Raw genomic sequence first — 12674 nt, forward strand, 5'->3', positions numbered from 1 at the left:
AACGGATGGCTGTCATTTACAGTCATCCGTTCTTGTTTTTGGTCCCAATGATAACACAAAATTCACGTAGCCGAAAACAATAGATTGTTTAGATTCGTTGAAATTTAAGGACTATTATTAATTGAACGATAATTGAACCGAGTTATGCCAGTGCAAGAAGAGACTACATATAGCAATGAGAAAAAAGGCAAATTCACCAGCCTTTTTGCTTTTTTCAAAAGCTCAAAAGAACCGGATCCGGTTGACGACAACAAAGCGGCAAGCTCCACCGGAAAAGCGATCACACAGGTTCAGCAGAGCGATATGATTAGCCGCGATTTGAGCTGGCTTAAGTTCAATGAGCGCGTACTCGATCAGGCGACAAATAATGAACGCAACTTGTTCGACCGTCTGAAATTCCTGGCCATTACAGCTTCCAACCTGGATGAGTTTTTTACGATCCGCGTGGGTAGTCTTTACAATTACCTCGATTTTGGGAAAGAGCGGCTTGATTATTCGGGGCTGAGAGAAATCCCTTTCCGGAAAGTGTTAATGCGCGAATTGCATGACTACGTTCGCCGCCAGAATGAATGCTATACAAACCAGCTGGAGCCGTTGTTTGCGTCCCACGGTTTTCGAATTGTCGGGCTCGATGCGGTTGTTGCGGAGGAACAGGCGGCGGTGGAAGAATATTTCGAGCGGACGATCTACCCGATGCTCACACCCATGCTTTTTGATTACACGCACGCATTTCCGGTTTTGCTGGCCAAAGTATTGGTGCTCGGCGTAATTACCCAGGTAAAAGGTACTACATCCGAGGAGGACCGGAAACTGTCATTTGTACAGCTGCCGTCTAATTTGCCCCGCTTTTATGTGATTGAACGGGAAGATGAGCTGCTTTTCCTTCCGATTGAATTCATAGTCCGCGCCTATATAAACAAACTTTATAGAAACGTGGACATTGTTTCTACCAATCTGTTCAGGATCCTTCGAAATGGCGATTTTACATTGGAAGAAAGTGATGATATCGAAGCGGATTTCATTGACGAAATCAGACAAAAAATTAAAAACAGGCGTCTCGGGCGTGTCGTGCAGGTTTCCATTGAGCCGGATACCAACCCCGACCTTTTGAATTTGATTAAAAAGAGGTGGGAAATAGATGATTATAACGTTTTCCCAACAGAGGGAATGATCGACTATACCGCTCTCTGGGGCATTATCAAGCATCCGGAATTTAAAGATCAGATCCCGCCGGTCCGTCCTCCAGTCCCTGCATTGGGAATGGACCGCGACCGCATACCTGATATTTTTGAGGTGATGCGTGAACGTGATATTCTTCTGCATCATCCATATAATAACTTTGAGCCAGTTTTGCAGCTCCTGGAACAGGCTGCGGAAGATCCGAAGGTATTGTCCATTAAACTGACAATCTATCGGTTAGCCAAAAATTCGAGGGTAACGGAAGCATTACTTCACGCTGCTGAAAATGGCAAGCACGTTGCCGTTCTTTTCGAAGTGAAAGCCCGGTTTGATGAGGAGAATAACATCCGCGAGGCGCAGCGTTTGCAGAAAGCCGGCTGCTTTGTGATCTATGGAATCGGCTTACTAAAAACGCATACGAAACTTCTGCTGATCGTTAGAAATGAAGGCAACCGGGTTCTGCGTTACGCACATTTATCCAGCGGAAATTACAATGAAGATACATCCAGGTTATATACCGATACCGGTTTGCTAACCTCGAATGAGGAGTATACCCACGATATTTCGGAGTTTTTCAATGTCATTACGGGACATTCCATTCCTTCTGAATACCAGAACCTGATCACGGCGCCGCGTTATATGCGTGCAAAACTGATCGAGTTGATCCAGCAGGAAGCGGAGAATGCAAAAGCCGGATTGAAAAGTGGAATTTGTATTAAAATAAACTCCCTGGAAGATAAGGATACGATCCTAGAACTTTACAAAGCTTCCGAAGCTGGCGTTCCGATCCGGCTTATTGTGCGGGGAATGTGCTGCCTGCGTCCAAAACGGGCCGGTTTGAGTGAGAATATTACCGTGAGATCGCTGGTCGGGGATTTTCTGGAACATTCGAGAATATTCTACTTTCACCAGAATGGAAATCCGTTGTTGTACGGCGGCAGTGCGGATGCAATGGTGCGAAGTTTCGACAGGCGCATCGAATCACTTTTCAAGCTCGTTGATCCGAGGGTGAAACAGGAGGCGATTCACATTTTATATTATAGTTTAAAAGACAATGTGAATGCATATGAGCTGCAGGAAGATGGTAACTACATCAAATGTGAGATCCCGGAAGGCGTAGAACCTCTGAATGTGCATACGGCTTTTTACGATATCACGCTCGAAGAAGTAATGGCGACGCATTTGTTTGTAGAAGAAGACCAGGCAAAAGAACAGGCTCTACTATCCGGAGCGGTTGAACCGGAAATTCACATCCCGGAAGAGACTGAAAATCAATAAGATTATTCTTTGTAAAATACCCGCTTGACCCGGTCACCAATGCCGGTCAATATTTCGTAGGGGATGGTGTTGATATTTTTGGCGATCTCGGTAATCGGGATTTCTTTCCCAAAAACGATCACTTCATCCCCTTCTTCCACCTGGGCGTCGGTTACATCCACCATCGTCATATCCATACAGATGTTACCGATTGTAGGACAAAGTATGCCATTTACGGAAACCCGGCCGATCCCATTTCCCAAACCGCGGTCGTACCCATCAGCATACCCGATGGCCAGAGTCGCAATGGCTGAATCGTGGTCCACAACTCCTTTGCGGCTGTAACCCACCGTTTCGCCGGACGAAAGGTATTTGATCTGAGAAACGATGGTTTTCAAAGTCCCGACAGATTGGAGTGACCGCTGATCCTGCCCCGTAGCTTCCACGCCATAAAGTCCAATTCCCAATCTCACCATATTCAGCCTGTAATCAGGAAAACGAACGATCCCGGCAGAATTTAAAATGTGCTTGATGGTGGAGTAACCCAGCGTTTGTTCGATTAATGCCGCACCATCGGTAAACTGCTTGTACTGACTTTTCGAAAATTCATTATGAACGCCCTCGTCTGCGCCGACCAGATGGGAAAAAATGCTCGCTACCTGAATGGACGGATTTCGCTGTAACTGATCCAGAAGCCAGGGATAATCGTCCCGAACAAACCCCAGCCGGTGCATGCCGGTATCCAGTTTCAAATGGATTTTCGGCGCATTTGGACCGTCATTTTTTGTTTTCACATAATTCACCCAGTCCATGAAAACCCGGCGGCTGTAAACCTCAGGTTCCAGCCTGTGTTTCCAGATCAGATCAAATGCGGAAACAGTCGCATTCATCACCATAATCGGTAATGTAATGCCATTTTGGCGAAGCATGACACCTTCATCCGTATAAGCAACTCCCAGATAATCAACACGATGGTATTGAAGCAAAGAAGCCACTTCTGAACTGCCGCTTCCATAGGCAAATGCTTTTACCATGGCCATGATCTTTGTTTGCTGACCAATTTTCGAGCGGTAGTAATTGAGGTTGTGGACTAATGCATCGAGGTTGATTTCCAGTACGGTACCGTGGGCCTTTTGCTGAATACGCTGAACTATTTTCTCAAAAGAAAAAGGCCGGGCGCCTTTGACAAGTACCACACTATCCGTAAGCGTATGAAATGCAAATTCTTTCAGGAATGTATCCGTATCCGAGAAAAACGAGTGTTCAGCAAGATCAAAAAGTTCGGACTGGCTGCTGACCTGCGGACCAATTCCAATCAGTTGATTTACTCCTTTTTCCTTTAATAGTTTGGAAACAATCAGGTATAGTTCCTGAGGTGTCTGGCCGGTTTGCAGCACGTCCGACAAGATTACCGTCTTTTTCTGGCGTTGTTCCTGCTGTGAAAGGAAGTTCAATGCCATGGAAAGCCCCTGAATATCATTATTATAAGCGTCGTTGATCACATAACAGTGATTAATGCCCTCTTTTAGTTCCAGTCGCATCGAAACCGGTTTCAAAAGCAGTATCCGATCTTGTACGGTTGCTGCATTCAAACCAAAATCAAGCATGAAAACAATGCAATGTGTCAGGTTTTCGAGAGAAGCTTCGTCGCGGAATGCAGTTTCAAAAGTATGATTACCAAATTTCCCTTTCAGCGAAATCGCCGCTTTTTCACCCGTTAACTCATAACTAACCTGAACATTCGCACCGGAATTCGCCGCTCCCCAGCTAACTGTTTCGAGGAAAGGATTTACTGGTCTGAGGATCAGGCTTATCTCTGCATCAATATCTTTATAATCTTTCCGGTAAATGAGTTTTTTGACTTTGGTAAAAAGACGCAGCTTTTCGGTGATCTTTTGCTTCCGGCTTTTAAATCCATCATCATGTGCGGAACCGATGTTGGTGAAAATCCCGAGGGTAGGCTGCATTACAGGCTGTAGATATTCCATTTCGTGCGCCTGCGAAATCCCGGCTTCAAAAATTCCCAGGGTATGTTCAGCGCCCATGTTCCAGACTGATAATGGAACCCCGATCTGCGAATTATAACTCTTGGGGCTAGCAACAATGCGTTGCCCGGGAGCCAGAAGTTGCACCAGCCATTCTTTCACGATTGTCTTTCCATTACTTCCCGCAATGCCTACTACCGGAATGCTGAACTGTTTTCTTTTTTCCGTCACCAGCTTTTGCAGGGCTCGAATGCTCGACGGTACGATTTGGATTTTTGCATCCGTCCAGGCCGCAGTCTCCTGCCGATTTTTTTCCACCCAGTCCGCATCTTCTACGACAAATGTCCGGACACCTTGCGCGTACAAATCCTGGATGAATTGATGACCATCGTGCCTTTCACCTTTAATGGCGAAAAATATACTTTGTTCTGGAAATGAAACTTGACGGCTATCGGTAAGAAGGTGAGCAGTTTGCGGTAAGGAACCTACATCCATTTTTTTGACTTGAAATAAAATATCATCCCGATGGTAACGACGACCATCAGTCCCCAGACGTAAAAGTAGCCATAATGCCACTTTAGTTCGGGCATATAGTCAAAATTCATTCCGTAAATACCGACTATGAATGTGAGTGGCATGAACACCGCAGAGAAAATTGTGAGCGTTTTCATGACCGAATTCATCCGGTTGCTCATCGTGGATAAATGCACATCTGCAAGGCTGGCGACGAGTTCCCGGTACGAATCGATGGTGTCCAAAACCTGCATTACATGGTCATACAGATCGCGGTAGTAGGGGATTGCTTCTTTGCTGATCTGAAAATTATCTTCCCGGAGCATCTGGTTGATCATATCCCGCAGTGGCCATATCACGCGCCGGGCCATAGTAAGCTCCCGTTTCAGGCTATACAGGTCTTTGAGGGATAAATCCTCTGCACCCGTGATGATCTGATCCTCAGCCTGGTCGAGACTGTCGCCGAACTTTTCGAGAATGATAAAGTAATTGTCAACCACCACATCCAGCAATGCAAACAGCAGGTAATCCGGGCCATTTCGCCGGGTTTTGCCGACCGACGCTGCGAGCCGGTTCAATACCGGTTCAAAAATGTCATTACTCAGCTCTTCCTGAAAGGAAAGCAGGTAATTGTTGCCCAAAACAAAGCTCACATGCTCCGCAGAAATGCAAATGGGCGATTCTGTCTCTACGTGCAACATTTTGAGCGTCACGAACAAATGCCCGGTATCGTACATTTCGAGCTTGGGTTTATGCTCGGTATTGACAACATCTTCCAGCAGGAGCGGATGAAGTTTATAAAGCTTCCCCAGTTTTTCAATTAATTCAATTTCATGGATCCCATCGATGTCCAGCCAGGTAATGATGTTTTCATCCGGCGACGCAGGAATGCAATCCGCGAGAGACTTTACTTTTTCGTCGCGAAACACTTTGTCGTTATACTGGATCCTCCGCGCCTGGGTTTTAAGCGCAATCTCCGGACCAATGTAAGTCAGCGTACCCGGGGAAGTCAGCAGGTTCCGACGTTTGTAGCGCTTTGACCTGCTGATGATCGGTTCCGGTTTTTTCGGCCCCGAAGGCTGGATGTTGTCTTTCTGATCCAAAACGAAAGGTTACTTAAGATGAAAAACAAGCAGCGGAACGTGTGTATCGATGATCAACTTCCTCGTCACGCTCGGATTGATCAGGAATTCTTCGATGAAAGAACGCTCGCGTGACGACATGATCAGTAATTCCGCCCGCACCTCGTCGCAGTAATCTTCAATCCCATCCAACACATGTTTTGCTTTTTTGACTACGATCTGCCCCTCGGAAATGTCAAATGCGCCTTTTATATCATCGATATATTGGTTATCCGGCTGAATATCAGGCTGAGAATCGGAATGGATTTTTAATAGGGTAAGACTTGCGCCCAAACGGTTCATCAGCACAAATACTTCTCTCAGGATATCCTGCTCATCGTATTCAAACTGAGTGGCATATACGACCTTGCTGAACTTTCCCGGATTGATCTGAGGCGGGATCACAAGTACCGGGCAGGTAGCATGGAGGGCAATGTGAGTTGCCGAACTTCCGATCAGCTTGTCCAGAAAACCGCCGGTGCCGGTGCGGCCGATCACGACCATCGATGGGTTGTGTTCTTTGATTGCCTCATCCACAGCCGAATTTACACTGCCGAATGCCCATATGGACTTTGCCCGGTATCCCTCAGCCACAAGCGTGTCAGTAAACTGATCCAGTTTTTTCTGAAATTCTTCTTCCAGTTCGCCCGTCATGGTTAAAAAATCAGAACCTCCGATGTTGGGTAATACATTTCCTGGCGTCAGGTTTACGTCGGCGATGTAGGGTTGGTATGCGTGCAGGACAAGTAATTCTGAACTTTCTTTATCGGCAATGATTTTGGCGGCTGCAAGCGCGCGTTCCGCGTTTTCGGAGAAATCAATCGGAATAAGTATGCGGTTCATATCGGGTAGGTGATTGCGTTTGATTGATTTCCGAACATATCGATTTTAGGTGCTGAAACCAAGGATTTTGGTCAGGCTTTTGAGAAATTCGGCGAACATAACAGTAATTTAAAATGGATTGACAAATTTTGTGCCGTGTTACCCATTGTATCTTTCACAACTCAAAAACCATTGTTTATTCTAAAAAGTAAAGGTTGTTTAATATATTCATTCAATAATTATCTGTTGAACATATATTAAATTTTGTATTTGGCTCGGCTACCAATCATCGCGATAGTTGGCCTTCAGTTGATTTTTTATAAGTTTACTATCACAAACTGATCCTCATCCTGATTCTTTATATGAAGAGCAAAATTACCATCATCAACTTTGTACTGATTACCATTGCGGCTATCGCCACGGTTTTAAATGCTTACGATGTCATCGCCATCTCTGATCCGGTTCTGGTAGGGCTTCGCTGGTTAGCGTTGGCCGGGCTTATCGTATTTGCGTTTTTCAAAAAAAACCTGACTACCTCGATCCTGATCTCCATGCTGATCGGTACTGAGATCGGTTATGATTTCCCGAAAATGGGGACTGAGCTGCATTTCCTGCGACAGATATTTTTACAGATGATCAAAACGGTGATCGCTCCATTGCTTTTCGCGACACTGGTAACGGGTATCGCCGGCCATTCGGATCTGAAACAAGTGGGCCGGATGGGCTGGAAATCACTTTTGTATTTTGAGGTAGTAACCACATTTGCATTGCTGATCGGTCTGTTTTTTGCGAACTGGTTTAAGCCGGGCGTTGGCATTATCCCTCCTGAAACATTGAATGCGGCGCTTCCGAAAGTAGCTGAGCAAACCTGGCAGGATATTGTGCTGCATTCATTTCCGGAAAATATAGCGAAGTCGATTTACCACGGAGAGGTGTTGCAGATCGTCGTTTTCAGCGTGCTTTTCGGCATTAGTCTGGCTTTGTTACCGAGTGTGAAGAAAGAAAAATTTGTCCATGGCGTCGAGCTTCTGGCTGAGGTGATGTTCAAACTAACCAAACTCATCATGTATTTCGCGCCGATCGGAGTAGGTGCAGCGATCGCAGAAACGGTGGGGCACATGGGTATTGACGTTTTGAAGAACCTTGCATTGCTTTTGGCTACGTTATATTGCGCATTGATCGTTTTCATTCTCATTGTTTTTATTCCGATTGCATTGTTCGCCCGGATCCCGGTAATCAAGTTTGCCAAAGCCATTTTCGAGCCGGTATCGATTGCTTTTGCTACCACGAGCTCAGAATCTGCATTGCCGAAAGCGATGGAGAAAATGGAGAAATTCGGTGTTCCGAGGCAGATCGTTTCGTTTGTAATGCCGACAGGTTATAGCTTCAACCTCGACGGTTCCACGCTTTATCTGGCACTCGCTACCGTATTCGTGGCCCAGGCTACCGGCACCGAAATGTCGATCGGGCAGCAATTGACGATGGTTTTATTGTTAATGTTAACCAGTAAAGGTGTCGCAGGTATTCCCCGCGCCACGCTGGTGATCTTACTTGGCGCGATCGCGAATTTTGGAATGCCCGAATGGCCGGTACTTTTGATTATGGGTATTGATGAACTAATGGACATGGCCCGGACTTCGGTAAATGTGACCGGTAACTGCCTGGCTACTGCGGTAATCGCTCGCTGGGAAGGTGAGCTGGATGATGAGAAAATGCACAATTCGGATTTGGTACAAGACGATGCGGTTGTTTAGGTGTGGGATGTGAGATGTAAAATGTAAAATGTAAAATGTAAAATGTAAAATGTAAGATGTAAGATGTGGGATGTGAGATGTGAGATGTGAGAAGGCTTATAGACGGCTAAATTAATCTTGCCTTTTTATGTTTCACATCTCACCTTTCACCTTTCACATCTAACCTTTAACATCTCACCTTTCACATTTAACATCTCACCTTTCACATCTCACACCTCACACCTCACACATCTCGCATCTCACACATCTCACATCTCACCTTTCACCTTTCACCTTTCACATTTAACATCTCACACCTCACACCTTTCACCCTTTCCATCAATCATGATAACCGTTTACGGAATACCTAATTGCGATACCATTAAAAAAGCCCGGACCTGGCTGGAAAAGAACCACATTGAATACACTTTCTACGATTACCGGAAGGAAAGTATCAGCACCGATAAAGTTAAAAAGTGGTTCAAAGTTTTTCCCTGGGAGAAAGTGATTAACAAGGCTTCCACCACCTGGAAAGAACTTTCAGACGAAGAAAAGCTGGCGGTGACCGACGAAAAATCAGCCGCTAAACTCGCTGTGGCGCATACCACTGTCATTAAACGTCCGGTAATTGAAGATGCATCCGGAAAAGCGGTTACACTTGGATTTTCCGAGAAAATCTACGAAGAGACTTTTCTTAAATAGCAGGCTTTACCGTCACGATAACCACTTTTGAGTTGTCGGCGAGGGTGGTGGCGAACAGATAGTAATCACCACCTTCCCTTAATTTCCATTTCTTTCTCAGATCCTCCGTTTTTGCGGGGAAGTTGCGGGTGGTAAGATTGGCTTTATCGCCGCCAATGTATTTTGAAATTTCCTTCATATCCGGTTTGCAAACGGCGACGATTTTAAACGAACGTCCGGGAAAATGTTCGGCCAGGTTTTCGGAAGTATAAAGCTGACTGTTCACAGCCAGTTTATTCATATTATATCTTTTACAAATGGTTTTAAATGCACCTGCTTTTAAAACTGCTGCATGCGGCTCGTAGAGATAATGCGCAGGGTCTGAATAAGTAGCAATCGCATTTCGTTCCGTTTCCCGGTTAAAATCAAGCGATTTAAATGCTGAACCTTTTTCATCCAGAATGCGGACGTGAATGGTAAAATCTTCGGATTGATGATCCCGGTCTAAAACAAAAAGCAATTCCTTGCATTCCTGCTCATAACCGATCACATGTACTTCTTTCAGATTCTCCAGTTCCCTCGATGCCAGATCAATGTCCAGCAATGGAGAAGTTTTTAATAAAATATGGGGTGCATGTGCAAACAAAAGCTTTTGATTTGAAACTACATCCGGCGTACAATCCGACAGAAGTACTACCTTTTCCCGCTGCTCATTTCTCCGCGCCGGATCGGCGTAAATCCAGTCAGCGACAATGCTATTTTCCTGCAATGCGACGAGTGAATCCAATGCGTGAACCTGAATGTTATCTGCAGCAAGCTGCCGGAAATTATAATGAGCGGTTTCGGCAACTACTTCCTGCATTTCGAAATAATGCGCCTTATTGAATTTTTGACTCATATAAAAGCAATCGACGCCCATTCCGCCGGTAATGTCAATGAGAGTTTGCCCGGAAACCAAACTTGCCTTGTAAAGAGCTGTGGCTTCCGACGAGCATTGTTCTACCGACAGTGCGGGAGGGAAGATCAGTTTTTCATTGGCATACCAGTCGGGCAGCTTCTTTGCCGCTTTTTGCCGTGATAATATCTGACCGGCGAGCTTCTTGATATCCAATCCTTTAAACTGATTGGCTTTTAGTATCAGCTGACTTGCCTGCTCGTGTCGGTGGTTTCTGATAAATGCGATCTCCGCTTCTGAGAGGCTGGTTTCTTCCATTTCAATTCTTTTATCCAAACCAAAATTATAACTTGTCCTCCAATTTCCTGTTTCCCTAAGTTAACCTTTAATTTATCATGAGAATTAAGACCTTTGAAGAGTATCAGGTTGCCTACAAACACAGTGTAGACGATCCCGAAGGTTTCTGGGCCGAAGTAGCCCAACAATTTCAGTGGCGTACACCATGGAAAAAAGTCCTGAACTGGGACTTTAACGAGGCGAATGTAAAATGGTTTGAAGGTGGTGTGATGAACATTACCGAAAATGCGCTCGACAGGCACCTGGAAACAAAAGGCGATCAGGTCGCGCTGATCTGGGAGCCGAACGATCCCGAGGATAAAGCCGTTTCCATTACCTACCGCGTACTATTTGACCAGGTCTGCCGGTTTGCCAACGTATTGAAAAAGCACGGGGTGAAAAAAGGCGACCGTATTTGTATCTACCTTCCGATGGTTCCCGAGCTGACTGTCGCCATTCTTGCCTGCGCCCGTATCGGAGCTGTGCATTCGGTGGTTTTCGGGGGGTTTTCAGCCAAATCCATTGCGGATCGTATTAATGATGCAGCCTGCACCATGGTGATCACTTCCGACGGAGCATTCAGAGGAAATAAGGTAATTCCGATGAAAGCAACGGTGGACGAAGCATTGGTACAATGCGATACCGTGGAGAATGTGATCGTGATGACCCGTACCCGCACGCCGGTTTCGATGCTCAAAGGCAGGGACTTATGGTGGGAGGAAGAGGTGAAGCACGTGGATTCGATCTGCCCTGCGGAGCCGATGGACGCGGAAGATATGCTTTTCATTCTTTACACTTCCGGCTCGACCGGCAAGCCAAAAGGTGTGGTGCATACCTGCGGCGGATATATGATTTTTGCGACCTACACATTTGCAAATGTATTTCAATATGAGCCGGGAGAAATCCATTTCTGTACCGCCGACATCGGCTGGATCACCGGTCACAGTTACATTGTATATGGTCCGCTTTGTTACGGCGCTACTTCCGTAATTTTTGAAGGTGTACCCACCTATCCCGACGCCAGCCGTTTGTGGAAAATTGTCGAAAAACACAAGGTTAACATTCTATACACTGCTCCAACTGCCATTCGCTCGCTGATGAGCTTTGGTCTGGATTATGTAAATGGACATGATTTTTCGTCACTGACAAAACTAGGTTCGGTAGGAGAGCCGATTAATGAAGAAGCGTGGCATTGGTTCAAAACCAATATCGGCGGCGATCATTGTCCATTGGTTGATACCTGGTGGCAGACGGAAACTGCCGGGATCATGATCTCCCCGCTCGCAGGCATTACGCCCGAAAAGCCAACATTTGCCACATTACCATTGCCGGGAATCCAGCCGGTACTTGTCGATGAAAACGGAAACGTAATCGAGGGAAATGATGTGAGTGGAAACCTTTGTATCAAATTTCCCTGGCCGGGCATCATCCGCACTACTTATGGCGACCACGAGCGTGCTAAACAAACCTATTTTTCTACTTATCCCGGTATGTATTTCACCGGCGACGGCTGTCTGCGTGACGAAGACGGATACTACCGCATTACCGGACGTGTGGACGATGTGTTGAATGTTTCAGGCCACCGGATTGGAACGGCGGAGGTGGAAAACGCGATCAACATGCATTTGGGTGTGGTAGAATCGGCTGTGGTGGGTTATGCGCATGACATTAAAGGCCAGGGCATTTACGCGTATGTAATTGTGGAAAACGAGGTACACGATGCTGAAATGTTCAGAAAAGACATTGCTGCTACGGTTTCCCGGATCATCGGGCCGATCGCAAAACCGGATAAAGTTCAGTTTGTGACAGGTTTACCTAAAACCCGTTCCGGGAAAATCATGCGCCGGATTTTGAGAAAGATTTCAGAGGGTGATATGAGTAATCTTGGAGATATTTCAACGCTGCTCGATCCAGCGGTAGTTGAGGATATTAAAAAAGGAGCGTTGTAATTGGAGGATGGAAGGGAAGACTTGCCAAGTCTTTTTAGACTTGGTAAGTCTCTTTCCTATTAAACAGCCTTATCCGCGGCGCAGCCGCACCCTTTCGCGCACCCGCCACTATTCCGACTATCAAAATTCTTCCAAAAGCGCCAGCCAATGTAGCCAGCTGCCATGATGAATAATGCTAATATGATGATCTCTTGTCCGGTCAT

At 45.9% G+C, this 12674-nt stretch carries 9 protein-coding genes; 4 read left to right on the plus strand and 5 right to left on the minus strand.

The window, feature by feature from the left end; all coding sequences use genetic code 11:
• The first annotated feature begins 144 nt into the window (after nucleotides 1-144).
• Entirely contained in the window at nucleotides 145-2457 is a 2313-nt protein-coding gene (gene ppk1 / locus LZG72_RS20740; protein WP_233876700.1) for a polyphosphate kinase 1, read from the plus strand.
• Between the two features lie 2 nt (nucleotides 2458-2459).
• Here ppk1 and LZG72_RS20745 read toward each other — a convergent pair whose 3' ends face one another.
• Genes LZG72_RS20745 through LZG72_RS20755 form a run of 3 tightly spaced genes read right to left on the minus strand, consistent with a single transcriptional unit; the run spans nucleotide 2460 to nucleotide 6898 of the window.
• On the minus strand, nucleotides 2460-4916 hold the full coding sequence (locus LZG72_RS20745) for a bifunctional UDP-N-acetylmuramoyl-tripeptide:D-alanyl-D-alanine ligase/alanine racemase (RefSeq protein ID WP_233876702.1): 2457 nt from the start codon (nucleotides 4914-4916) through the stop codon (nucleotides 2460-2462).
• Nucleotides 4907-6037 carry a magnesium/cobalt transporter CorA gene (gene corA, locus LZG72_RS20750; RefSeq protein ID WP_233876704.1) on the minus strand — a complete coding sequence of 377 codons (1131 nt, stop codon included), beginning with the start codon at nucleotides 6035-6037 and terminating at the stop codon, nucleotides 4907-4909. The genes LZG72_RS20745 and corA overlap by 10 nt, the downstream gene beginning before the upstream one ends.
• A 9-nt stretch (nucleotides 6038-6046) precedes the next feature.
• The gene (locus LZG72_RS20755) at nucleotides 6047-6898 is read right to left on the minus strand and encodes a universal stress protein (RefSeq protein WP_233876706.1); all 852 of its coding nucleotides are present in this window, start codon (nucleotides 6896-6898) and stop codon (nucleotides 6047-6049) included.
• Nucleotides 6899-7239: 341 nt separating this feature from the next.
• Here LZG72_RS20755 and LZG72_RS20760 point away from each other — a divergent pair, with 341 nt between their 5' ends.
• Nucleotides 7240-8631 (plus strand): dicarboxylate/amino acid:cation symporter, encoded by a 1392-nt coding sequence (locus LZG72_RS20760; RefSeq protein WP_233876708.1) that lies wholly within the window; start codon nucleotides 7240-7242, stop codon nucleotides 8629-8631.
• 324 nt (nucleotides 8632-8955) lie between these two features.
• Nucleotides 8956-9312 carry an ArsC family reductase gene (locus LZG72_RS20765; protein WP_233876710.1) on the plus strand — a complete coding sequence of 119 codons (357 nt, stop codon included), beginning with the start codon at nucleotides 8956-8958 and terminating at the stop codon, nucleotides 9310-9312.
• Here the strand turns inward: LZG72_RS20765 and LZG72_RS20770 are convergent.
• A complete protein-coding gene (locus tag LZG72_RS20770; RefSeq protein WP_233876712.1) occupies nucleotides 9305-10504 on the minus strand; it encodes a class I SAM-dependent methyltransferase in 1200 nt (399 codons plus the stop codon). The genes LZG72_RS20765 and LZG72_RS20770 overlap by 8 nt on opposite strands.
• Nucleotides 10505-10581: 77 nt before the next feature.
• Here LZG72_RS20770 and acs point away from each other — a divergent pair, with 77 nt between their 5' ends.
• The gene (acs, locus tag LZG72_RS20775; protein WP_233876714.1) at nucleotides 10582-12471 is read left to right on the plus strand and encodes an acetate--CoA ligase; all 1890 of its coding nucleotides are present in this window, start codon (nucleotides 10582-10584) and stop codon (nucleotides 12469-12471) included.
• Between the two features lie 59 nt (nucleotides 12472-12530).
• Here acs and LZG72_RS20780 read toward each other — a convergent pair whose 3' ends face one another.
• Entirely contained in the window at nucleotides 12531-12674 is a 144-nt protein-coding gene (locus LZG72_RS20780) for a FeoB-associated Cys-rich membrane protein (RefSeq protein ID WP_233876716.1), read from the minus strand.

Source organism: Dyadobacter sp. CY323 (assembly GCF_021390245.1).
Lineage (GTDB): Bacteria > Bacteroidota > Bacteroidia > Cytophagales > Spirosomataceae > Dyadobacter.

What these genes read in the sequence shown, in the direction of transcription:
- LZG72_RS20780 (WP_233876716.1), bottom strand. Translation starts at nt 12,674, where the DNA reads ATGACCGGACAAGAGATCATCATATTAGCATTATTCATCATGGCAGCT.
- LZG72_RS20765 (WP_233876710.1), top strand. Translation starts at nt 8,956, where the DNA reads ATGATAACCGTTTACGGAATACCTAATTGCGATACCATTAAAAAAGCC.
- acs (WP_233876714.1), top strand. Translation starts at nt 10,582, where the DNA reads ATGAGAATTAAGACCTTTGAAGAGTATCAGGTTGCCTACAAACACAGT.
- LZG72_RS20770 (WP_233876712.1), bottom strand. Translation starts at nt 10,504, where the DNA reads ATGGAAGAAACCAGCCTCTCAGAAGCGGAGATCGCATTTATCAGAAAC.
- LZG72_RS20760 (WP_233876708.1), top strand. Translation starts at nt 7,240, where the DNA reads ATGAAGAGCAAAATTACCATCATCAACTTTGTACTGATTACCATTGCG.
- ppk1 (WP_233876700.1), top strand. Translation starts at nt 145, where the DNA reads ATGCCAGTGCAAGAAGAGACTACATATAGCAATGAGAAAAAAGGCAAA.
- LZG72_RS20755 (WP_233876706.1), bottom strand. Translation starts at nt 6,898, where the DNA reads ATGAACCGCATACTTATTCCGATTGATTTCTCCGAAAACGCGGAACGC.
- LZG72_RS20745 (WP_233876702.1), bottom strand. Translation starts at nt 4,916, where the DNA reads ATGGATGTAGGTTCCTTACCGCAAACTGCTCACCTTCTTACCGATAGC.